The sequence below is a fragment of the Pseudomonas oligotrophica genome (assembly GCF_021726475.1).
GTDB lineage: Bacteria > Pseudomonadota > Gammaproteobacteria > Pseudomonadales > Pseudomonadaceae > Stutzerimonas > Stutzerimonas oligotrophica.
The window spans coordinates 791,451-812,776 of record NZ_JAKJRU010000001.1 but is presented as its reverse complement, the minus strand read 5'-3'; the positions used below and the strand labels follow the sequence as shown (position 1 = coordinate 812,776).

Annotated in this window: 19 protein-coding genes and 1 CRISPR repeat array (1 of these 20 only partly in view); of the genes, 14 read left to right on the top strand and 5 right to left on the bottom strand. The window is 69.4% G+C overall.

Annotated features, from left to right (window positions below):
- Window positions 1–49: a CRISPR direct-repeat array (repeat unit 29 nt; unit sequence CGGTTCATCCCCGCGCCTGCGGGGAACAC) (it extends 1,750 nt beyond the left edge of the window).
- A gap of 69 nt (window positions 50–118) precedes the next feature.
- Together L3N39_RS03675 and L3N39_RS03670 are read right to left on the bottom strand one after the other, a co-directional pair.
- Complete coding sequence (locus tag L3N39_RS03675; RefSeq protein WP_237255838.1) at window positions 119–1,762, bottom strand: acyl-CoA dehydrogenase family protein; 1,644 nt, start codon at window positions 1,760–1,762, stop codon at window positions 119–121.
- Window positions 1,763–1,867: 105 nt separating this feature from the next.
- Complete coding sequence (locus L3N39_RS03670) at window positions 1,868–3,859, bottom strand: sensor histidine kinase (RefSeq protein ID WP_237255836.1); 1,992 nt, start codon at window positions 3,857–3,859, stop codon at window positions 1,868–1,870.
- A gap of 265 nt (window positions 3,860–4,124) precedes the next feature.
- Between L3N39_RS03670 and L3N39_RS03665 the strand changes: the two genes are divergently transcribed.
- The 10 genes from L3N39_RS03665 (at window position 4,125) to lnt (ending at window position 13,663) form a co-directional block, all read left to right on the top strand.
- Window positions 4,125–4,919: a hydroxymethylpyrimidine/phosphomethylpyrimidine kinase gene (locus L3N39_RS03665; protein ID WP_237255835.1), complete on the top strand. Its 795-nt coding sequence runs from the start codon at window positions 4,125–4,127 to the stop codon at window positions 4,917–4,919.
- Window positions 4,920–4,928: 9 nt separating this feature from the next.
- Window positions 4,929–5,561: a thiamine phosphate synthase gene (gene thiE, locus L3N39_RS03660; protein WP_237255834.1), complete on the top strand. Its 633-nt coding sequence runs from the start codon at window positions 4,929–4,931 to the stop codon at window positions 5,559–5,561.
- Between the two features lie 43 nt (window positions 5,562–5,604).
- Complete coding sequence (gene hemL / locus L3N39_RS03655) at window positions 5,605–6,888, top strand: glutamate-1-semialdehyde 2,1-aminomutase (RefSeq protein ID WP_237255833.1); 1,284 nt, start codon at window positions 5,605–5,607, stop codon at window positions 6,886–6,888.
- Window positions 6,885–7,508: a hypothetical protein gene (locus L3N39_RS03650; RefSeq protein ID WP_237255832.1), complete on the top strand. Its 624-nt coding sequence runs from the start codon at window positions 6,885–6,887 to the stop codon at window positions 7,506–7,508. Before hemL ends, L3N39_RS03650 begins: the two co-directional genes overlap by 4 nt.
- Window positions 7,509–7,624: 116 nt before the next feature.
- The gene (locus L3N39_RS03645; RefSeq protein WP_237255831.1) at window positions 7,625–8,161 is read left to right on the top strand and encodes a tetratricopeptide repeat protein; all 537 of its coding nucleotides are present in this window, start codon (window positions 7,625–7,627) and stop codon (window positions 8,159–8,161) included.
- Between the two features lie 86 nt (window positions 8,162–8,247).
- Window positions 8,248–9,561, top strand: coding sequence for a tRNA (N6-isopentenyl adenosine(37)-C2)-methylthiotransferase MiaB (gene miaB / locus L3N39_RS03640; protein WP_237255830.1), 1,314 nt, complete (start codon window positions 8,248–8,250; stop codon window positions 9,559–9,561).
- Between the two features lie 125 nt (window positions 9,562–9,686).
- Window positions 9,687–10,685 (top strand): PhoH family protein, encoded by a 999-nt coding sequence (locus L3N39_RS03635; RefSeq protein WP_237255829.1) that lies wholly within the window; start codon window positions 9,687–9,689, stop codon window positions 10,683–10,685.
- Window positions 10,682–11,164 (top strand): rRNA maturation RNase YbeY, encoded by a 483-nt coding sequence (gene ybeY / locus L3N39_RS03630; protein ID WP_237255828.1) that lies wholly within the window; start codon window positions 10,682–10,684, stop codon window positions 11,162–11,164. Before L3N39_RS03635 ends, ybeY begins: the two co-directional genes overlap by 4 nt.
- A 10-nt stretch (window positions 11,165–11,174) precedes the next feature.
- Window positions 11,175–12,023: a CorC family transporter gene (locus tag L3N39_RS03625; RefSeq protein WP_237255827.1), complete on the top strand. Its 849-nt coding sequence runs from the start codon at window positions 11,175–11,177 to the stop codon at window positions 12,021–12,023.
- Between the two features lie 125 nt (window positions 12,024–12,148).
- Entirely contained in the window at window positions 12,149–13,663 is a 1,515-nt protein-coding gene (lnt, locus tag L3N39_RS03620; protein ID WP_237255826.1) for an apolipoprotein N-acyltransferase, read from the top strand.
- A 12-nt stretch (window positions 13,664–13,675) separates the two neighbouring features.
- Here the strand turns inward: lnt and L3N39_RS03615 are convergent, their stop codons facing one another.
- The gene (locus L3N39_RS03615; RefSeq protein ID WP_237255825.1) at window positions 13,676–14,437 is read right to left on the bottom strand and encodes a YdcF family protein; all 762 of its coding nucleotides are present in this window, start codon (window positions 14,435–14,437) and stop codon (window positions 13,676–13,678) included.
- Window positions 14,438–14,503: 66 nt separating this feature from the next.
- The gene (locus L3N39_RS03610) at window positions 14,504–14,938 is read right to left on the bottom strand and encodes a hypothetical protein (RefSeq protein WP_237255824.1); all 435 of its coding nucleotides are present in this window, start codon (window positions 14,936–14,938) and stop codon (window positions 14,504–14,506) included.
- Window positions 14,939–15,177: 239 nt separating this feature from the next.
- On the opposite strand from L3N39_RS03610, the gene leuS reads away from it, so the two are divergent.
- Genes leuS through L3N39_RS03590 form a run of 4 tightly spaced genes read left to right on the top strand, consistent with a single transcriptional unit; the run spans window position 15,178 to window position 20,873 of the window.
- Window positions 15,178–17,784 carry a leucine--tRNA ligase gene (gene leuS, locus L3N39_RS03605; protein WP_237255823.1) on the top strand — a complete coding sequence of 869 codons (2,607 nt, stop codon included), beginning with the start codon at window positions 15,178–15,180 and terminating at the stop codon, window positions 17,782–17,784.
- Window positions 17,785–17,832: 48 nt separating this feature from the next.
- Window positions 17,833–18,438 carry an LPS-assembly lipoprotein LptE gene (gene lptE, locus L3N39_RS03600; RefSeq protein ID WP_237255822.1) on the top strand — a complete coding sequence of 202 codons (606 nt, stop codon included), beginning with the start codon at window positions 17,833–17,835 and terminating at the stop codon, window positions 18,436–18,438.
- A gap of 33 nt (window positions 18,439–18,471) precedes the next feature.
- Window positions 18,472–19,521, top strand: coding sequence for a DNA polymerase III subunit delta (gene holA / locus L3N39_RS03595; RefSeq protein ID WP_237255821.1), 1,050 nt, complete (start codon window positions 18,472–18,474; stop codon window positions 19,519–19,521).
- A gap of 59 nt (window positions 19,522–19,580) precedes the next feature.
- On the top strand, window positions 19,581–20,873 hold the full coding sequence (locus L3N39_RS03590; protein ID WP_237255820.1) for a lytic murein transglycosylase: 1,293 nt from the start codon (window positions 19,581–19,583) through the stop codon (window positions 20,871–20,873).
- A 60-nt stretch (window positions 20,874–20,933) separates the two neighbouring features.
- Here L3N39_RS03590 and L3N39_RS03585 read toward each other — a convergent pair whose 3' ends face one another.
- Window positions 20,934–21,278, bottom strand: a complete 345-nt coding sequence (locus tag L3N39_RS03585) for a hypothetical protein (protein ID WP_237255819.1) — start codon at window positions 21,276–21,278, stop codon at window positions 20,934–20,936.
- Window positions 21,279–21,326 lie beyond the last annotated feature (48 nt).

The following is a 21,326-nucleotide window of genomic DNA, read 5'->3' as shown; positions in this document are numbered from 1 at the left end:
TGTACGCTGAATTGTACAAACGGTTCATCCCCGCGCCTGCGGGGAACACTCCAATCGTATGCGTCTGATCGGCAATGGAAAATCCCTATCGCCGCAAGCTACCGCGCCGGCCGGTTACTCAGCTCGGGGTGGAGCGGTCGAGGATCGGTGGCAGGGCGATGCCGCGTGGCAGGGTGCCGTAGGCGCGGCGGCTGCTGGCCAGGCGGCTGGCGATGAAGGCGTCGCTCACCGCGCTGTTGCCGGCCTCGAGCAGGAGCCTGGCCTGCAGGGCGATGGCCAGGTCTTCGGTGAGCTGGCGGGCGCGGTACTGGCTGTCGTCGGCGTCGTGCAGGTCGCGCTTGAGGCGGGCGATATGCGTGGCCAGATGGCGGTCGCCGTGGCCGTCGCCGAGTTCGGCGAACAGCACGTCGAGCACGCCGGCTTCCTTCGACAGCGTGCGCAGCACGTCCAGGCACTGGACGTTGCCCGAGCCTTCCCAGATGGAATTGACCGGCGCCTCGCGGTAGAGCCGCGGGAGGATGGTTTCCTCGACGTAGCCGGCTCCGCCCAGGCATTCGCTGGCCTCGGCGATCATTTCCGGGGCGCGCTTGCAGATCCAGTACTTGCCGACTGCGGTCACCAGCCGGGCGAACTTGTCCTGGGCCTCGTCGGCCCGGTTGTCCAGCGCATGGCCCATGCGCAGGGTCAGCGCCAGGGCCGCTTCGCTTTCCAGGGCGAGGTCGGCGAGCACGTTCTGCATCAGCGGCTGCTCGGCGAGCGCACGCCCGCCGACCCGGCGGTGGCGGCAGTGATGGAGGGCCTGGGTCAATGCCTGGCGCATCAGCGAGCTGGAGCCGACCATGCAGTCGAAGCGGGTCGAAGCGACCATCTCGATGATGGTCGGCACGCCGCGGCCCTCGTCACCGACCATCCAGGCCAGCGCGCCGCGGAACTCCACTTCGCTGGAGGCGTTGGCCCAGTTGCCGAGCTTGTTCTTCAGGCGCTGGATCTCGAAGGCGTTGCGCGTGCCGTCCGGCCGATGGCGCGGCAGCAGGAAGCAGGACAGCCCCTTGTCGGTCTGCGCCAGGGTCAGGAAGGCGTCACACATCGGCGCCGAGCAGAACCACTTGTGGCCGACCAGCTCGTAGGCCTGGCCCGGCCCGCCGGCGCCGACCGGCCAGGCGCGGGTGGTGTTGGCGCGCACGTCGGTGCCGCCCTGCTTCTCGGTCATGGCCATGCCGATGGTGACACCGGCCTTGTCCTCCATAGGCACATTGCGCGGGTCGTATTCGGTGGCGAGGATCTTCGGCAGCCAGCGCTCGGCCAAATCCGGCTGCAGGCGCAGCGCCGGCACGCTGGCGTAGGTCATGGTCAGCGGGCAACTGGTGCCGGCCTCGGCCTGGTTGTGCAGGTACATCAGCGCCGCGCGCGCCACCTGCGCGCCGGGCTGCGGATCGGTCCAGGGCAGCGAGGGGATGCCGTGCTCGATGGCGGTGCGCATCAGCTCGTGGTAGGCCGGGTGGAAGTCGACCTGGTCGATCCGGTGGCCGTAGCGATCATGGCTGCGCAGCTGCGGCTTGTTCTCGTTGGCGAGAAAGCCGGCAGCCATCAGCGGGCCGCCGGCGAGGGCGCCGTAGGTGTCCAGGCGCGGCTCGGCCCAGGTGCCGCCGAAGCGCGCCACCCACTGCTGCAGCGGCAGGTCGAGGCGGTAGAGGTTGGCGCCGTCCAGCGGCGGCACCTGGTTGATGACCTCGTGGGTTTCGGCACAGGGATGCGGCAGCATGGCGGGCTCCTTCTCGATCGGCTGGAGGACGATCTGAGTGAAGCACGATCGGCCGGGGTGCTGAAGCGAGGTATGCGCCAAAGAGCCTGCCGATCGGTCCCGCGCTCAGACGGCCTGGACGATGCCCGCAGGCGGCGTCACCTGCTCGCCCTCGGCCAGCGGCAAGCGCAGCTGCAGGCCGAAGCAGCTGCCGGCACCCGGGCTGGAATGGTGGCCGAGGGCGCCGCCGAGGACCTGCGCCAGATGGCTGCAGATCGCCAGGCCGATGCCCAGCCCGCCATGACGGCGGGTCATGGAGCCATCCAGCTGGCGGAAGTGTTCGTAGACCAGCCCACCCTCCGGTGCGCTGAAGCCGATGCCGCTGTCGATCACCTCCAGGCGCACCGGCAGCACGCCGTCCGCTTCCGGCGCCGCGGTCATGCGCAGCGTCACGCCGCCGCCGTCGGTGAACTTGATGGCATTGTCCAGCAGCCGCGACAGGCACTGGAGGATGCGCTCCTCGTCGCCCAGCAGCGGCCGCTCCAGCCCCGGCGCGCATTCGACCCGCAGCACCAGGCCCTTGGCCTGCGCCTGCAGCTCGTATTGCCGACGCAGGCACTCGGCGATGTCGCCCAGGCGCAGCGGCGCCGGCCGCGCCGCCACCCGCCCGGCACGCAGTTCGCAGAGCAGCAGCAGGTCGTCGACCATCCGCAGCATCGCCCGCGCCGAACGCTCGGCCAGGCCGTGGAACTGCGTGCGCTCCTCTGCGCTCTCCGCATCGGGCAGCAATTGCAGGGCACCGCTGACGCCCATCATCGGCGTGCGCAGTTCGTGGCTGACGGTGGCGAGGAACTCGTCCTTCAGCCGATTGCTCTCGGCCAGCTGGCCGTTCAGGCGGGCCAGCTCGGCCCCGCTGGCCTCGAGGATCGCCGTGCGTTCGTCGCGCAGGGCATTGATACGGTCGGCCAGCGCCAGCGAGAGCAGCGCCACCTCGATGGCCGAGCCGATCTGGCTGGCATACATGGTCAGGAAGGTGTGCGGCAGGTAGCCGAGCACCATCAGGGTGTTGATCTGCCCGCCCAGCAGCAGCGCGCTCCAGGCGATGACGAAGTAGCGGGCGACGCGCATCCCGCTGGCCCAGGCGGCGATGCCGGCGGCGAACACCACCAGGGTGAAGAGTAGCGCCAGCAGGGTCGCCATGCGCAGCGACAGGCTGTAGTCGGCCCACAGCGCCAGCGCCATGACCAGCCCGGCCATGCCCATCATCAGCAGCAGCAGGCGGTCGATCCACGGGCTGTGCCTGGCGGTCTGCAGGAAGCTGCGGGTGAACTGGCAACCGAACAGCCCCGCCGCGCCGATCAGCAGCGGCGTGGCCAGGTTGGCCCACAGCGGGTGGTCAGGCCAGAGGAACTGCACCCCGGCACCGTTGACCGAGACCTGGTACAGCCCGAAGGTCGCGATGTAGGCGATGTAATAGAGGTAGCTGGCGTCGCGGATGCCGAGGTAGACGAACAGGTTGTAGACCAGCATCACCAGCAGCACGCCGTAGATCAGCCCGAGCACGTAGATGCGCTTGGGCTGGTATTCGAGGTAGGCATCCTGCGACCAGAGCGTCAGCGGCGCCTGCACCGAGCCCTGGCTCTGCAGGCGCAGGTAGACCTGCTGCGGCACGCCCGGCTGCAGGTCGAGGGCGAACAGGTAGTCGCCCTGGAGGAACTGGCGGTCGGAGAACGGGTGGGTATCGCCGGTGCGCCAGGCCAGGCGATAGCCGCCCTGGCCATCGGGCACGAACAGCTGGATATCGTCCAGCGGCGGATAGGCCAGCTCCAGCAGCCAGCGGCGCGCCGCCACGTCGGTGCCGGGGCGGTAGAGCAGGTCCAGGCGCAGCCAGTAGGCCGAACGCGAGTAGCCGGCATTGAGCACCGCACGGTCGTGCGGCTGGAAGCGCTCGGCGAAGGCCCCGCGCACCTGCTCGATGTCCGCGGTGCCGCTGGCATCCTCGAACACCGCGAGATGCTCGCCGAGGGCGAGGCGCTCGGTGCGCTCGTCGAGTTCGACGGCGCCGGCAAGCGCCGGCAACAGCCCCAGGAAAAGGAACAACAGCCAGGAATATCCCATGAGGTGTCTCGACAGCGGGTCCGGTGAATGCGCTGACAGTAGCGTCAAGCGTGGCAAAGTGGAATCGCGCGCGGCGGCCGGGTGACGGCCGTTGCAGGTATGGCGGACTCCTCTGACTCACCCCGGCGCTGGCGCGGCACATCGGCACGCACCGGCGCGGCGGCCGCGCGCGAGCTTTGGTGGTAAGCTCACGCGCCATGTCCGTCCCCGCCCGCCTGCCCGCCGTCACGCCGGCACGGCGCGCCCCGATGCAGGAAACCGCCGCATGCACAGCCACCCGTCGCGTCCCGTCGTCCTCTGCCTGTCCGGCCACGACCCGGTCGGCGGTGCCGGCCTGCAGGCCGATATCGAAGCGCTGCTGGCGCAGCAGTGCCACGCCGCCCCGGCGGTCACCGCGCTGACCGTGCAGGACACCGTCGACGTCACCGATTTCCGCGTGCTGGACCGCGCCTGGGTGCTGGCCCAGGCCGAGGCGATCATCGCCGACCTGCCGGTGGCAGCGGTCAAGCTCGGCATGCTCGGCTCGGTGGAAATGGTCGAGACGGTGCTCGAGATCATGGGCCGCCTGCCCGGCGTGCCGCTGGTCTGCGACCCGGTGCTGCGCGCCGGTGGCGGTGGCTCGCTGGGCAAGGACGAGGTCGGCTACGCATTGCGCGAGCGGCTGTTCCCGGCCTCGACCATCGCCACGCCGAACCTGCCCGAGGCACGCATCCTCGCCGAGCTGCCCGAGGGCACGGCCGACGAATGCGCCGAGCGCCTGCTGCCGCACATCGAACACCTGCTGATCACCGGCGGCCATGGCGACGAGCACGAGGTGCACAACCGCCTCTACTGCCGCGACGGCAGCCGCCACGACTTCACCTGCGCGCGCCTGCCGGGCAGCTACCACGGCTCCGGCTGCACCCTGGCCAGCGCGCTGGCCGGCCGCCTGGCGCTCGGCCAGGACGTGGTCGGCGCCGTGCGCAGCGCGCTGGACTACACCTGGCGCACCCTGCGCGATGCCGAGGCACCGGGCCGCGGCCAGTACATCCCGCGGCGCCTGCCGCTGGACCTGGCCTGAGGACGCGCCATGAACAACCTGCGCGGTCTCTACGCCATCACCGACAGCACCCTGCTCGCCGACGGGCGCCTGCTGCCCTACGCCGAGGCCGCCCTGCGCGGCGGCACGCGGCTGCTGCAGTACCGCGACAAGTCGCGCGACGAATCCCGCCGCCTGCGCGAAGCCCAGGCGCTGCAGGCGCTGTGCGAGCGCCACGGCGCCGAGCTGATCGTCAACGACGACGCCGAGCTCGCCGCGCGCCTCGGGGCCGGCCTGCACCTCGGCCAGGAGGACGGCTCGCTGGCGGCCGCACGCGCGCTGCTCGGCCGCCGGGCGGTCATCGGCGCGACCTGCCATGCGCGCCTGGAACTGGCCGAACAGGCCGCCGCCGAAGGCGCCAGCTATGTCGCCTTCGGTCGCTTCTTCGACTCGCGCACCAAGCCCGGCGCCCCGGGCGCCGACATCGCCCTGCTCGAGCAGGCGCGCCGCCAGCTGCAGCTGCCGATCGTCGCCATCGGCGGCGTGACCCTGGACAACGCCACATCCCTCATCGCTGCCGGCGCCAGCCTGGTGGCGGTCGTCCATGCGCTGTTCGCCGCCGACTCGGCCGCCGAGGTCGAGCGTCGCGCGCGGGCGTTCAGCCAGCTGTTCGAATCCATCTGACCATCCCGGCGGTCGATACCGCCGCTGTTTTGCGAGGCCCCGCATGTCCCGTTCCGAAGCACTCTTCAATCAGGCCCAGACCCACATCCCCGGCGGCGTCAACTCGCCGGTGCGCGCGTTCCGCAGCGTCGGCGGCACGCCGCTGTTCCTCAAGCACGCCGAGGGCGCCTACGTCATCGACGAGGACGACAAGCGCTACGTCGACTACGTCGGCTCCTGGGGCCCGGCGATCCTCGGCCACAGCCACCCGCAGGTGCTCGATGCGGTGCGTCGGCAGTTGGAGCACGGCCTGTCCTACGGCGCGCCGACCGCGATGGAGACGGCGATGGCCGAGCGCGTCTGCGCGCTGGTGCCGTCGATGGAAATGGTGCGCATGGTCAGCTCCGGCACCGAGGCGACCATGAGCGCCATCCGCCTGGCCCGCGGCTATACCGGTCGCGACGCCATCATCAAGTTCGAAGGCTGCTACCACGGCCACTCCGACAGCCTGCTGGTCAAGGCCGGCTCGGGCGCCCTGACCCAGGGCGTGCCGAGCTCGGCGGGCGTGCCGGCGGACTTCGCCAAGCACACCCTGACCCTGGCCTACAACGACCTCGCCGAAGTCGAGGCCACGCTCGCGGAAAAGGGCGAGCAGGTCGCCTGCATCATCGTCGAGCCGGTGGCCGGCAACATGAACTGCGTACCGCCGGCGCCGGGCTTCCTCGAAGGCCTGCGCCGCCTGTGCGACGCGCACGGCGTGGTGTTGATCTTCGACGAGGTGATGACCGGCTTTCGCGTCGCCCTCGGCGGCGCCCAGGCCTACTACGGCGTGACCCCGGACCTGTCGACCTTCGGCAAGATCATCGGCGGCGGCATGCCGGTCGGTTGCTTCGGCGGCAAGCGCGCGATCATGGAGTGCATCGCCCCGCTCGGCCCGGTCTACCAGGCCGGCACGCTGTCGGGCAATCCGCTGGCGATGGCTGCCGGCCTGACCACCCTCGAGCTGATCAGCCGCCCCGGCTTCCACGCCGAACTGAGCGACTACACCACACGCATGCTCGACGGCCTGAAGGCGCGCGCAGCGGCGGCCGGCATCCCCTTCGTCACCACCCAGGTGGGCGGCATGTTCGGCCTGTACTTCAGCGAGGCAAGCGAGATCGTCACCTTCGCCGACGTCATGGCCAGCGATGCCGAGCGCTTCAAGCGCTTCTTCCACCTGATGCTCGACGGCGGCGTGTACCTGGCGCCGAGCGCCTTCGAGGCCGGCTTCACCTCCATCGCCCACGGCGATGCGGAGCTGGCGATCACCCTCGACGCCGCCGAACGCGCCTTCGCCGGCCTCAAATGAGCGGAGTGGCGCTGACGCTGTCCGCCGCGCTGCTGGCCCTGGCGGCCGGTAGCTCGGCGCTGGCCGTCGGTCGCTGCCGTCGCCAGGCCGGCGAGGCCGAGCAAGCGGCGCTGTTCTGCGCCCTGCTCGGCCTGACCCTGACTGCCGCGCTCGGCTGCAGCCAGGCCGCCGCCGGGCTGGGCGCCGATACCCGGGCGCTGACGAGCTGGCTGCAGCAGGCGACGCTGCAACTGGGCGTGCCGCTGCTGGCGCTGGCCTGCCTGGCCGGCGCACGTGGCTGGCAATGGAGCCGACCGACCTGGGGCCGCCTGCTGCTGGGCCTGTGCGCATGCTTCGAGCTGGCTCGCCAGGCCGGCTGGAGCGCGCCCTACGCGCTGACGCTGGCACTGGCCAGCGCCCTGCTGCTGGCCTACGCCGGACTCGTGCACTGGCCGGAGCGCCGGATCGCACTGGCCGGTATCGCCGCAGGCGCGCTGCTGCTGCCGAGTGCGCCCTGGCGGGGGCCGATCGACGCGGCGCTCGGCAACCTGCTGCTGGCCCTGGCGCTGCCGCCCGCTGCGCTCCTGCTGCGGCTTTGCCAGCGCAGCGCAAGCCAGCCAGCGCCGGCCGCCGCCGGCTGAGGCGCCCGGCCCGAAAGGCTTTGTAAGCTGCCCGCGGCTTATCCCATAATGTGACCGCCGACGCGTTTGCGCGGCTGTCCCATTAAAACGCCCTGATCCTCGAGGCGCTCCAATTGATGACCCGCACCGGCCGCATTCTGTCCCTGGGCTGCCTGCTCCTCGCCTTGCCGACGATGGCCCTGGCCGGTGGCAACTCACTGCTGGTGCCGGCCACCGCACGCTGCGCGCTCAATGCACTGCCCGAGGAACTGTCCGCGGCCCTGCGGGCCTGCCAGCAGGCGGCCAGCGAAGGCGATGCCCAGGCGGCCTTCGAACTGGGCGAGTTCTACCACGACGGCAAGCGCGCTCCACGCGACCTGAACAAGGCGCTGCACTGGTTCGAGCAGGCCTCGCTCAAGGGCCACGCCAACGCACAGCATCGCCTGGGCATCATGTTCTTCCGCGGCGAGGGCGTGCAGGCCAACAACGTGCAGGCCTACATCGTGCTGAAGATGGCCGCGGTCAACGGCGACGAAGACGCGCTGGACACCGCCGACCGGGTGGCCAACCAGATGCGCCGCGACGAGCTGGAAATCGCCACCCAGGTGCTCGGGCAGATCTTCCGCGAATACCTGCAGGAGCTGCAGGCCGCCGATTCGCCTTTCGCCCCCTGAGCCGGCAGCGACGATCGCGCGCTTTCCCCCTCCCCTGCAGGCGCTTATAATCGCCGGTCATTTTTTGCACAACGCCGGCCCGTAACATGTCCCGCAAGCTTTTCATCGAAACCCACGGCTGCCAGATGAACGAGTACGACAGCTCGCGCATGGCCGACCTGCTGGGCGAGCACCAGGCCCTGGAGATCACCGACAACCCGGCCGATGCCGACGTGATCCTCCTCAACACCTGTTCGATCCGCGAGAAGGCCCAGGAGAAGGTGTTCTCCCAGCTCGGCCGCTGGCGCGAACTCAAGCAGGACAACCCGCAGCTGGTGATCGGCGTCGGCGGCTGCGTGGCCAGCCAGGAAGGTGCGGCGATCCGCGATCGCGCGCCCTACGTCGACGTGGTGTTCGGCCCGCAGACGCTGCACCGCCTGCCGGAGATGATCGACGCCGCGCGCACCACGAAAAAGCCCCAGGTGGACATCTCCTTCCCCGAGATCGAGAAGTTCGACCGCCTGCCCGAGCCGCGCGTCGACGGCCCCAGCGCCTTCGTCTCGGTGATGGAAGGCTGCAGCAAGTACTGCACCTTCTGCGTGGTGCCCTACACCCGCGGCGACGAGGTCAGCCGGCCGATGCCCGACGTGCTCGCCGAGATCGTCCACCTGACCGAAGGCGGCGTGAAGGAAGTCACCCTGCTCGGGCAGAACGTCAACGGCTATCGCCACGACGGCCATGATTTCGCCGACCTGCTGCATGCGGTGGCGGCCATCGACGGCATCGAGCGCATCCGCTACACCACCAGCCACCCGCTGGAGTTCTCCGACGCGATCATCCAGGCCCACGCCGACATCCCGCAGCTGGTGCGCTACCTGCATCTGCCGGTGCAGTCCGGCTCCGACCGGGTGCTGGCGGCGATGAAGCGCAACCACACGGCGCTGGAGTACAAGTCGCGCATCCGCAAGCTCAAGGCGGCGGTGCCGGGAATCCTGATCAGCTCGGACTTCATCGTCGGCTTCCCCGGCGAGACCGAGAAGGACTTCGAGCAGACCATGAAGCTGATCGAGGAGGTCGGTTTCGACTTCTCCTTCTCCTTCGTCTACAGCGCCCGCCCCGGCACGCCCGCGGCGGACCTGGCCGACGACACCCCGGAAGAGGTGAAGAAGCAGCGCCTGGCCAGGCTGCAGCACCGCATCAGCGAGCTCGGCTTCGAGAACAGCCGACGGATGGTCGGCACCAACCAGCGCATCCTGGTGACCGACTACTCGAAGAAGGACCCAGGCATGCTGCAGGGCCGCACCGAGCACAACCGTATCGTCAATTTCCGCTGCGACAACCCGCGGCTGATCGGCCAGTTCGTCGACGTGCACATCGACGACGCCCTGCCGCACTCCCTGCGCGGCAGCCTGCCGGGCTGACCGTTCCGGCGCCGGCCCCGGCTAGCCGGGGCCTGGCAGGCCGAACGAGCGCCGGCTTTCGGCTTTGCCCGGGCGGCGCTATTCTCTTTTCACCAATTCGCCGCCTACGGCCATATCGAAAGCCCTTGAACGCACCCATAGAACCCCATCGTTTCACCCTCGAACCCTTTGAAGCGCGCCGCTTCGCCAATCTCTGCGGCCAGTTCGACGAGCACCTGCGACTGATCGAACAGCGCCTCGCCCTGGAAATCCGCAACCGTGGCAACCAGTTCGAACTGGTCGGCCCGAAGGATGCCGCCCGCTCGGCAGAAAACCTGCTGCGCCGCCTGTACCGCGAAACCAAGACCACCGAGCTGTCGCCGGACACCGTGCACCTGTTCCTGCAGGAGTCGGGCATGGAGGAGCTGGCCAACCCCAGCGCCAACCAGGGCGTCAGCCTGCGCACGCGCAAGGGCAACATCCGCCCGCGCGGGGCCAACCAGCAGCGCTACGTCAAGGCGATCCTGGACAACGACATCAACTTCGGCATCGGCCCGGCCGGCACCGGCAAGACCTACCTGGCGGTGGCCTGCGCGGTCGATGCGCTGGAGCGCGAGCAGGTCCGCCGCATCCTGCTGGTGCGCCCGGCGGTGGAGGCCGGCGAGAAGCTCGGCTTCCTGCCCGGCGACCTGGCGCAGAAGATCGACCCTTACCTGCGCCCGCTGTACGACGCGCTCTACGAGATGCTCGGCTTCGAGCACGTGGCGCGGCTGATCGAGAAGCAGGTGATCGAGATCGCCCCGCTGGCCTACATGCGCGGGCGCACGCTGAACAACAGCTTCATCATCCTCGACGAAAGCCAGAACACCACCCAGGAGCAGATGAAGATGTTCCTGACCCGCATCGGCTTCGGCTCCACCGCGGTGATCACCGGCGACATCACCCAGGTCGACCTGCCGCGCGGCACCAAGTCCGGCCTGGCCCACGTGATCGAGGTGCTCAAGGACGTCAAGGGCATCAGCTTCACCCACTTCCAGCCCAAGGACGTGGTGCGCCACCCGCTGGTGCAGCGCATCGTCGAGGCCTACGACGCCTTCGAGGCACCGGCGGCGAGCCGTCGCCCGGGCGAGGAGCCGCAAGCGTGATCGAGCTGGACCTGCAGCTGGCCAGCGAGGCCGCGGTACCTGCCGAGGCCGACCTGCGCCGCTGGTGCGAGCTGGGCCTGCGCCAGCGCAGCGCCGACTCCGAGCTGACCATCCGCGTGGTCGACGAAGCCGAGGGCCGCGAGCTGAACCGCACCTGGCGGCACAAGGACTACGCCACCAACGTGCTGTCGTTCCCCGCCGAGGTGCCCGAGGGCATCCTCGACATCCCGCTGCTCGGCGACCTGGTGATCTGCGCCCCGGTGGTCGCGCGCGAGGCCGCCGAGCAGGGCAAGCCGCTCGAGGCGCACTGGGCGCACCTGGTCATCCACGGCTGCCTGCACCTGCTCGGCTACGACCATATCGAGGATGAGGAAGCCGAGGAGATGGAGGCGCTGGAGCGCGAGCTGCTCGCCGAGCTCGGCCACCCCGATCCCTATGCAGAACAACAGCCCGAAGCGGGCACTGGCAAGGACCATTGAGTCACACACCATGAGCGAAGACCGATCGATCAGCGGGCAGAAGTCCTGGCTGGAGAAAATCACCCAGGCTTTTGCCCACGAACCCAAGAATCGCCAGGAACTGCTGGAAATCCTGCACGAGGCGCACGACAACAAGCTGCTCGACAGCGAGGCGCTGGCCATCGTCGAGGGCGCCATCCAGGTCGCCGACCTGCAGGTACGCGACATCATGGTGCCGCGCTCGCAGGTCATCAGCATCCGCGCCGACCAGTCACCGCGTGAATTCCTCCCGGCCATCATCGAGGCCGCCCACTCGCGCTACCCGGTGGTCGGCGAGAGCCTCGACGAGGTGATCGGCATCCTGCTGGCCAAGGACCTCCTGCCCTTGGTCCTGCAGGACGACCAGCAGGCCTTCAACATCAAGGACCTGCTGCGCCCGGCGACCTTCGTGCCGGAATCCAAGCGCCTGAACGTGCTGCTGCGCGAGTTCCGCGCCAACCACAACCACATGGCGGTGGTGATCGACGAATACGGCGGCGTCGCCGGGCTGGTCACCATCGAGGACGTGCTCGAGCAGATCGTCGGCGACATCGAGGACGAGCACGACGTCGAGGAAGACAGCTACATCCGCCCGCTGCCCTCCGGCGATTTCCTGGTCAAGGCGCTGACCCCGATCGACGAGTTCAACGACTACTTCGAGGTCGAGTTCCCCGACGACGAGTTCGACACCGTCGCCGGCCTGGTGATGAACGCCTTCGGCCACCTGCCCAAGCGCAACGAGATCATCGAGATCGACGGCTTCCGCGTGCGCGTGCTCAACGCCGACAGCCGCCGGGTGCACATGCTGCGCATGACCCGCCTGGAACGCGAAGGTCGCTGATTCCCCGCCGCCAGGCCCGGCCATCCGGCCGCGGCCCGTGCGGCAGCCGTCCCGCCCGCGCCCTGCGCTTGCCCGCTGGCGCGCCTGGCCTTAGCCTCGCTCCCTTTGTCGCGCAAGGAACTCCCATGCCCTGGATCACCCGTCCCGGCTGGCCGGGCAACCTGCTGGCCCTCGCGGCCGGCACCCTGACCACCCTGGCCCTGGCACCGTTCGATTTCTGGCCACTGGCGCTGGTCTCGCTGGCGCTGCTCTACCTCGGCCTGCGCGAGCTGAGCCCGGGGCAGGCGGCACGCCGCGGCTGGTGCTACGGCTTCGGCCTGTTCGCCTCGGGCGTGAGCTGGGTCTATGTCAGTATCCACGATTTCGGCGCCGCCGCGCCGCCGCTGGCCGGGCTGCTGACGTTCGGCTTCGTCGCCGGCCTGGCGCTGTTCCAACTGCTGTTCGGCTGGCTGTGGGCACGCTGGCTGCGTCGCGCGCAGGCGCCGCTGGCCGACGCCCTCGCCTTCGCCGCGCTGTGGACCGCCATCGACGCACTGCGCGGCTGGCTGCTGACCGGTTTCCCCTGGCTCTACGCCGGTTACAGCCAGCTCGACGGCCCGCTGGCGGGCCTGGCGCCGCTGGGTGGCATCTGGCTGCTGACCTTCTGCCTGGCGCTGAGCGCCGCGCTGCTGGTCAACCTGCCGCGACTAGGGCGGCGAGCGGCCGTGCTGGTGCCGGCGCTGGGCCTGCTGCTCGCCCCCTGGCTGGCCGGCGTCCTGCTCGGCGCGCATGCCTGGACCGCGTCCAAGGGCGATCCGCTGAGCGTCGCCGCAGTACAGGGCAACGTGCACCAGAGCCTGAAGTGGGACCCGAAGAAGCTCGAGATGCAGCTGCTGCTGTACCGCGACATGACCTTCCGCAGCCGGCCGGCGGACCTGATCGTCTGGCCGGAAACCGCCGTGCCGATCCTCAAGGAGCACGCCGAGGGCTACCTATCGATGATGGCCGGCTTTGCCCGCCAGCGCGATTCGGCGCTGATCACCGGGGTGCCGCTGCGCCAGCCCAACGCCGCCGGCGAGCTGCGCTACTACAACGCGCTCACCGTGGTCGGCGAAGGCAGCGGCACCTACCTCAAGCAGAAACTGGTGCCGTTCGGCGAATACGTGCCGCTGCAGGACCTGCTGCGCGGGCTGATCGCCTTCTTCGACCTGCCGATGTCGGACTTCGCCCGCGGCGAGGCCGGCCAGCCGCTGCTGCAGGCCAAGGGGCTGCGGATCGCGCCCTATATCTGCTACGAGGTGGTCTACCCGGAGTTCGCCGCGGACCTCGCGGCGCAGAGCGACCTGCTGCTGACGGTGAGCAACGACGCCTGGTTCGGCCGCTCCATCGGCCCGCTGCAGCACCTGCAGATCGCCCAGATGCGCGCGCTGGAAGCCGGACGCTGGATGATCCGCACGACCAACAACGGCGTCACCGTGCTGATCGACCCCTTCGGCCGGATCACCGAACAGGTGCCGGCGTTCGAGGAAGCGGTGCTCTATGGCGAGGTCAGCGCCATGCAGGGCAGCACGCCCTACCTACGCTGGCGCTCCTGGCCGCTGCTCGGACTCTGCGCCCTGCTGCTGGGCTGGGCCCTGCTGGCCCGGCGCAGTCGTCGCTGAGCGCCGCGATCGTCAGCGATACAGCAGCGGGTAGACCAGCATGCCGGCGGCCTCGTTGAGCAGCAGGCTGTTCTGCCAGACCGCCTTGGCCTCGGGCAGCCAGCCGCCCAGGGGCCGCCCGTTGGCGACGCCGAGGAAGCCCACCGGCGCGGCGATCACCTCGAGGCCGTTCTGCTCGAAACACCAGCGCGAGCGCGGCATGTGCACCGCCGAGGTGACCAGCACCACCCGCTCGATACCCGCCTCGCGGAGCATCTGCGCGCTGTAGACGGCGTTTTCCCAGGTCGTGCGGCTGCGCTCCTCGAGCCAGCGCACCGGCACCCCGAAGTCGCGCTGCAGCACCTCGCCCCCCAGCTGCGCCTCGCTGGGCGGGCGGCCATAGTGCAGCCCGCCGCTGGTGAGGATCGGCAGGCCGCTGGCGCGGGCCAGGCGTGCGGCATAGCGCAGCCGCTCGAAGGCGAGGTGGCTCGGCTGGTCGCTGCCCCAGGCCGCGTCGGCCAGCTCGCGACCGGCGCCAAGTACGACGATGGCGCCTGCCTGCCCGGCCAGCCCCGGCCACTGCGCCTCGACCAGTGCCGGCTCGCGCTCCAGCGCCCGGGCGCCCCATTCCACGGTCACCGGCAAGCTCATCGCCAGCAGCCCGCCGAGGCCCACCGCCAGGCACAACCCGGCCAGCCGCGGCGCCCGCCGGCGCAGCAGCCAGGCCAACAGCACGAGGATCAGCAGGCCGCCTGGCGGCAGCAGCAACTGCTTGAAGAAATATCGGATCGGCACACGGCGCCCCTTCGTCCAGCCAGTCGATGGCGGCCACTCTAGCGGCGATCCGGGCGTTTGTCGGCCTCAGTGTCGTTCCAGGCGCCGCAGGCGCCGGGCTCGCAGCAGTTGCGAGCCGCACAGCGGGCAGCTGGCCGGCCCGGCGCTGTCGGGCCACTGGACCTCGGTCTGGCAGAGCGCACAGCTGAGCATCTGGCGCAAGGCGAAGCGGTGATGCGCTTCATGGCTTGCACCGCGCTTGTCCGCGCCACCACGCAGCACCTGCCGGGTGCGCTGGCGCGCCAGCCGGGCATGCTCCTGGGCGGCGGCATGCCAGCCCGAGAGCCATTGCGAGTCGCCGCTCAAGTAGGCGCGGATCAACTCCAGTTCGGCAGGGGTCAGGCCATCCACCTCCAGTTCCTCGATATCGCCAGCACCGCGTTCCGCCTGCTCCAGAGCCAGCGCCAGGCGTTGCAGAACGCGTCCATAGAGGCTGCTCCGATCCGATGGCTCTTTGTTCATCTTGACTACCTCGTCGTCCCCTTGAAAACAGCGTAGCTCAGCCTTGGCCCGGCACCTGCGACACGACGGATGGCGGGGCGAGGCCGCGGCAAATCCGGTTTCCCTAGGTTGCGGGGGGTCATGTATGCTACGGCGTTTCCATGCCTCCGCCTGCCGCGTGCCAGGCCCGCCGACCGCGTCGGCGCCGCCACGACCGCCTGCAGCACGGAGCGCCCGCCACCTCCTCAACGCCAGTAGCCATGCACGAACAGTATCTGCCCCGCGATATCGAAGCTGCCGCCCAGAGCCATTGGGACGCGAACAAGTCCTTTGAAGTGGCCGAACAGCCCGGCAAGGACACCTTCTATTGCCTGTCGATGTTCCCCTACCCCAGCGGCAAGCTGCACATGGGCCACGTGCGCAACTACACCATCGGCGACGTGATCGCCCGCTACCAGCGCATGCAGGGCAAGAACGTCTTGCAGCCGATGGGCTGGGACGCCTTCGGCATGCCGGCCGAGAACGCCGCGATGAAGAACCAGGTGGCGCCGGCCAAGTGGACCTACGAGAACATCGCCTACATGAAGGCCCAGCTGAAATCGCTGGGCCTGGCCATCGACTGGTCGCGCGAAGTCACCACCTGCAAGCCGGACTACTACCGCTGGGAGCAGTGGCTGTTCACCCGCCTGTTCGAGAAAGGCGTGATCTACCGCAAGAACGGCACCGTGAACTGGGACCCGGTGGACCAGACCGTGCTGGCCAACGAGCAGGTCATCGACGGCCGCGGCTGGCGCTCGGGCGCGCTGATCGAGAAGCGCGAGATCCCGATGTACTACTTCAAGATCACCGCCTACGCGGATGAGCTGCTGGAAAGCCTGGACGAACTGGATGGCTGGCCGGAACAGGTCAAGACCATGCAGCGCAACTGGATCGGCAAGTCGCGCGGCATGGAGATCAGCTTCCCCTACGACGTTGCCAGCATCGGCAGCGAAGGCGTGATGAAGGTCTTCACCACCCGCCCCGATACGCTGATGGGCGCCACCTACGTGGCGGTGGCCGCCGAACACCCGCTGGCGACCCTGGCGGCGCAGAACAACCCCGAGCTGCAAGCCTTCATCGACGAGTGCAAGCGCGGCGGCGTCGCCGAGGCCGACATCGCCACCCAGGAGAAGAAGGGCCTGGCCACCGCCCTGCGCGTGCAGCATCCGCTGACTGGCGAGCTGCTGCCGGTGTGGGTCGCCAACTACGTGCTGATGAACTACGGCGAAGGCGCGGTGATGGCCGTCCCGGCACACGACGAGCGCGACTTCGAATTCGCCAGCAAGTACGGCCTGCCGATCAAGCCGGTGGTACGCACCAGCGCCGGCGACGAGACGCCCGCCCCCTGGCAGGACGCCTACGGCGAGCACGGCCAGCTGATCAATTCCGGCGAATTCGACGGGCTGGATTTTGAAGGCGCCTTCGACGCCATCGAAGTGGCGCTGCAGAAGAAGGGCCTCGGCCAGGCGCGCACCCAGTTCCGCCTGCGCGACTGGGGCATCAGCCGCCAGCGCTACTGGGGCTGCCCGATCCCGATCATCCATTGCGACAGCTGTGGCGATGTGCCGGTGCCGGAAGACCAGCTGCCGGTGGTGCTGCCCGAGGACGTGGTGCCGGACGGCGCAGGCTCGCCGCTGGCGAAGATGCCCGAATTCTACGAATGCAGCTGCCCGAAATGCGGCGCACCGGCCAAGCGCGAAACCGACACCATGGACACCTTCGTGGAGTCGTCCTGGTACTTCGCCCGCTACGCCAGCCCGAACTACGACCAGGGCATGGTCGACCCGCAGGCGGCCAACCACTGGCTGCCGGTGGACCAGTATATCGGCGGTATCGAACACGCCATCCTGCACCTGCTCTACGCGCGCTTCTTCCACAAGCTGATGCGCGACGAAGGGCTGGTGTCATCGAATGAGCCGTTCAAGAACCTGCTGACCCAGGGCATGGTGGTCGCCGAAACCTACTACCGCACCCTGGAAAACGGCGGCAAGGACTGGTTCAACCCGGCCGACGTCGAGGTCGAGCGCGACGCCAAGGCCAAGGTCATCGGCGCCAGGCTGAAGACCGACGGCCTGCCGGTGGAAATCGGCGGCACCGAGAAGATGTCCAAGTCGAAGAACAACGGCGTCGACCCGCAGGCGATGATCGATGCCTACGGCGCCGACACCTGCCGCCTGTTCATGATGTTCGCCTCGCCGCCGGACATGAGCCTGGAATGGTCCGATTCCGGCGTCGAGGGCGCCAGCCGCTTCCTGCGCCGCGTCTGGCGCCTGGCCCACAGCCATGTCGCTGCCGGCCTGCCGGGCCAGCTGGATGTCGCCAGCCTGACTGACGAGCAGAAGGCCGTGCGCCGCGCCATCCACCTGGCCATCAAGCAGGCCAGCAACGACGTGGGCCAGCACCACAAGTTCAACACCGCCATCGCCCAGGTGATGACGCTGATGAACGTGCTGGAGAAGGCCGCCACCGCCACCGAACAGGACCGCGCCCTGCTGCAGGAAGGCCTGGAGACCGTGGCCCTGCTGCTGGCGCCGATCACCCCGCACATCTGCCACGAGCTGTGGCAGCGCCTGGGCAAGGTCGGCGCGATCATCGACGCGCAGTGGCCGCAGGTGGACGAGTCGGCCCTGGTGCAGGACAGCCTGACCCTGGTCATCCAGGTCAACGGCAAGCTGCGTGGCCAGATCGAGGTGCCCGCCTCGGCCTCCCGCGAGGAAGTCGAGGCTGCCGCTCGCGCCAACGAGAACGTGCAGCGTTTCACCGAGGGCGTGACCATCCGCAAGGTCATCGTCGTGCCGGGCAAGCTGGTCAACATCGTCGCAAACTGATTCGGGCCCGGCGCCGCGCGGCGCCGGACTTCGCAAGGGGATAACAGGATGATCAAACGCAATCTGGTTGTGCTGGGCCTGGCTGCCCTGCTCGGCGGCTGCGGCTTCCAGCTGCGCGGCACCGGGGATGTGCATTTCGGCCTGAAGGAGCTCGACCTCGAGGCGCGCAACAGCTACGGCGAGACGCGCCAGCAACTGGCCGACGTGCTCGAGCGCAACTCGGTGCGCGTCCACCCGGGGGCACGCTACACCCTGGCGCTGGTGCGCGAGGACAGCCGCCAGCGCACCGCCAGCTACACCAGCTCCGCGCGCAGCGCCGAGTACGAGCTCAGCAACGAGCTGGCCTACCAGTTCCGCGGCCCGCAGGACCTGCTGCTGCTCGAGGACAGCGTCGAGGTGCAGAAGGTCTATGTGCATGACGAGAACAACCTGATCGGCTCCGACCAGGAAGCCGAGCAACTGCGCCAGGAAATGCGCCGCGAGCTGATCCAGCAGCTGGTCATGCGCATCCAGCGCATCACCCCGGCGCAGCTCGACGAACTGCAGCGCGACGCCGAAGCCAAGGCGCGTGCCGAGGCCGAGGCACTGGAAGCGGCACGCCGCGAGCAGGCCGCCGAGCCGCAGCAGTCGCCGATCCAGCTGCCCGTCCGCTGACCGGTCCGGGGGCCCACGCCCCCGCCTTCCCCCATGAAACTGTCCCCCGCCCAACTCGCCAAGCATCTGCAGGGCACGCTCGCACCGGTGTATGTCGTCTGCGGCGATGAACACCTGCTGTGCCAGGAGGCCTGCGATGCGATTCGCGCAGCCACCCGTGCACAGGGTTTCAGCGAGCGCCAGGTGTTCCATGTCGAGACCGGCTTCGACTGGGGCCAGCTGATCGAGGCCGGCGCCAGCCTGTCGCTGTTCGCCGACAAGCGCCTGCTCGAACTGCGCATTCCCAGCGGCAAGCCCGGCGACAAGGGTGCGGCCGCGCTGCTCGACTACCTGGCCCGCCCCGCCGAGGACACCGTGCTGCTGGTCAGCCTGCCCAAGCTCGACGGCAGCACGCAGAAGACCAAGTGGGCCAAGGCCCTGATCGACGGCAAGGACGTGCAGTTCGTGCAGATCTGGCCGGTGGACGCCGGCCAGCTGCCGCAATGGATTCGCCAGCGCCTGGCCCAGGCCGGCCTGTCCGCCGACCAGGAAGCCGTCGAACTGATCGCCGCCAGGGTCGAGGGCAACCTTCTCGCCGCCGCCCAGGAGATCGAGAAGCTCAAATTGCTGGCCGACGCCGGCCAGGTCAGCGCCGAGACCGTGCAGGCCGCCGTCGCCGACAGCGCCCGCTATGACGTGTTCGGCCTGATCGACGCCTGCCTGCACGGGCAGGCCAGCCATGCGCTGCACATGCTCGAAGGGCTGCGCGGCGAAGGCGTCGAGCCGCCGGTGATCCTCTGGGCGCTGGCGCGCGAGCTGCGCCAGCTGGGCGGGATCGCCCAGCAGTACGCCCAGGGCATCCCCCTGGAACGCGCCTTCGCACAGGCGCGCCCGCCCGTCTGGGACAAGCGCCGGCCGCTGCTAGCCAAGGCTCTGCAGCGCCACGACGCGCGGCGCTGGAGCCAGCTGCTCGGCAGCGCCCAGCAGATCGATGCCCAGATCAAGGGCCAGGCCGAGGGCGACCCCTGGATCGGCCTCGCCGATCTCTGCCTGCAACTGGCCGGCAAGCGTCTCTTCGCCCGGGATCACCACGCCGGCCGGTAGCGGCCAAGCGCCGAAAAGCGTGATAAGGTTCCCGGCCCATCTTCGCTGCGAGAGTGGTGATGCACTACACCGTCGTTCCCGTGCTGTTGTTGCGTGCGCTGGTCGCCGGCGCCGCGCTGGGCGTGGTCGCCTGCGCGGCCAAGCCATTGGCCGACAGCTATCAGCCGGGCGCCGCCGAGACGGCCGCGCCGTCGCCCACCCAGTCCAGCAGCGCGACCGAAGCATCCGCCCCGCTGGTGGACTTCGCCGACTGGCGCGACGAGTTCCGCCGCGAGGCGCTGGCCGCGGGCATCAGTGCCCGGGTGTTCGATGCCGCCTTCGCCGGGGTCGAGCCCGACCCCAGCGTGGTCGCCGCCGACCGCAGCCAGCCGGAGTTCACCCGCCCGGTCTGGCAGTACCTCGACGGCGCCGTCTCGCCGCAGCGCGTGCAGCGTGGCAAGCGCCTGCTGGCCGAACATGCCGACACCCTGGCGCGCATCGAGGCGCACTATGGCGTGGACCGTGAAGCGCTGGTGGCGGTCTGGGGGCTGGAGAGCAGCTTCGGCCAGATCCAGGGCGACAAGTCGGTGATCCGCTCGCTGGCAACCCTGGCCCACGAGGGCCGTCGACCGGGCTTCGCTCGCAGCCAGCTGCTCGCCGCGCTGCAGATCCTGCAGAACGGCGATGTCCGGCCCGAACAGCTGCGCGGCTCCTGGGCCGGGGCCATGGGCCAGACCCAGTTCATCCCCACCACCTATAACACCCACGCTGTCGACTTCGACGGCGACGGCCGCCGCGACATCTGGAACAGCACGGCCGACGCCCTCGCGTCCGCCGCGCATTACCTGCAGGCCTCGGGCTGGCGGCAGGACCGGCCATGGGGCGCCGAGGTGCAGCTGCCGGAGGGGTTCGACTACGCCCTGGCCGATGCCGAGATTCGCAAGCCGCTCGCCGAATGGCGGCGCCTGGGCCTCACGGGCATGCCGGGCGGCGACGAGCAGGCCCAGGCAAGCCTGCTGCTGCCGGCCGGCCACCGCGGCCCGGCCTTCCTGGTGCTGGACAACTTCCGCAGCATCCTGCGCTACAACAACTCCTCGGCCTACGCCCTGGCCATCAGCCTGCTGGCCGAGCGTTTCGGCGACCGCGGTGAAGTGGTTGGCAGCTGGCCACGCGACGAGCAGCCGCTGAGCCGCTCCGAACGTCTCGAACTGCAGGAGCGCCTGGGCCGCCAGGGTTACGACCCGGGCGCGGCCGACGGCATCATCGGCGCCAACACGCGCCGGGCGATCCGCGGCTTCCAGCAGGCGCTGGGCTGGCCCGCCGACGGCCATCCGACCCAGGAACTGCTCGGCCGCCTGCGCGCTCAGCCCTGACCGGCACGGAAACGAAAAAGCCCCGGCATCGCCCGGGGCTTTTTCGTAAGTGACCTGTGGTCAGTGCTTGACTGCAACCTCGTACAGGTAGTCCGGCAGCGGATCGATCACGATCGGCTGCCCCTGGTAATGGGCGCGCACCGCCTCGCGCGGCACGACCCCATGGGGCGCGCGCTCGTCGCCACCCAGGCGCTGGCGCGCGCGGTAGTCGATGACGCAGCCATCGGCCTCGACCCAGAAATGCGGCTTGACCACCTTGCCGTCCAGCTCGACCTGCCCAAGCATTGCGCGATAGGGGATGTGCTGCCGCGCCAGGCGCGTCACCACCAGGCGACTCATCGCGTCGCATTCGACCTTGGCGGTATCCAGATCATCGAGCAGATTCTGCAACTCGGGTTGGTTCATGAGCAGTGGCCCCCGGCCTGATGTAGACGGGCGCAACTATAGACCAAA

Bases quoted from the DNA above. Each gene is read 5' to 3' on its own strand.
- L3N39_RS03665 (WP_237255835.1), top strand. From the start codon at position 4,125: ATGCACAGCCACCCGTCGCGTCCCGTCGTCCTCTGCCTGTCCGGCCAC.
- thiE (WP_237255834.1), top strand. From the start codon at position 4,929: ATGAACAACCTGCGCGGTCTCTACGCCATCACCGACAGCACCCTGCTC.
- L3N39_RS03650 (WP_237255832.1), top strand. From the start codon at position 6,885: ATGAGCGGAGTGGCGCTGACGCTGTCCGCCGCGCTGCTGGCCCTGGCG.
- L3N39_RS03585 (WP_237255819.1), bottom strand. From the start codon at position 21,278: ATGAACCAACCCGAGTTGCAGAATCTGCTCGATGATCTGGATACCGCC.
- L3N39_RS03610 (WP_237255824.1), bottom strand. From the start codon at position 14,938: ATGAACAAAGAGCCATCGGATCGGAGCAGCCTCTATGGACGCGTTCTG.
- L3N39_RS03675 (WP_237255838.1), bottom strand. From the start codon at position 1,762: ATGCTGCCGCATCCCTGTGCCGAAACCCACGAGGTCATCAACCAGGTG.
- L3N39_RS03645 (WP_237255831.1), top strand. From the start codon at position 7,625: ATGACCCGCACCGGCCGCATTCTGTCCCTGGGCTGCCTGCTCCTCGCC.
- lptE (WP_237255822.1), top strand. From the start codon at position 17,833: ATGATCAAACGCAATCTGGTTGTGCTGGGCCTGGCTGCCCTGCTCGGC.
- holA (WP_237255821.1), top strand. From the start codon at position 18,472: ATGAAACTGTCCCCCGCCCAACTCGCCAAGCATCTGCAGGGCACGCTC.
- L3N39_RS03625 (WP_237255827.1), top strand. From the start codon at position 11,175: ATGAGCGAAGACCGATCGATCAGCGGGCAGAAGTCCTGGCTGGAGAAA.
- hemL (WP_237255833.1), top strand. From the start codon at position 5,605: ATGTCCCGTTCCGAAGCACTCTTCAATCAGGCCCAGACCCACATCCCC.
- leuS (WP_237255823.1), top strand. From the start codon at position 15,178: ATGCACGAACAGTATCTGCCCCGCGATATCGAAGCTGCCGCCCAGAGC.
- lnt (WP_237255826.1), top strand. From the start codon at position 12,149: ATGCCCTGGATCACCCGTCCCGGCTGGCCGGGCAACCTGCTGGCCCTC.
- miaB (WP_237255830.1), top strand. From the start codon at position 8,248: ATGTCCCGCAAGCTTTTCATCGAAACCCACGGCTGCCAGATGAACGAG.
- L3N39_RS03670 (WP_237255836.1), bottom strand. From the start codon at position 3,859: ATGGGATATTCCTGGCTGTTGTTCCTTTTCCTGGGGCTGTTGCCGGCG.
- L3N39_RS03590 (WP_237255820.1), top strand. From the start codon at position 19,581: ATGCACTACACCGTCGTTCCCGTGCTGTTGTTGCGTGCGCTGGTCGCC.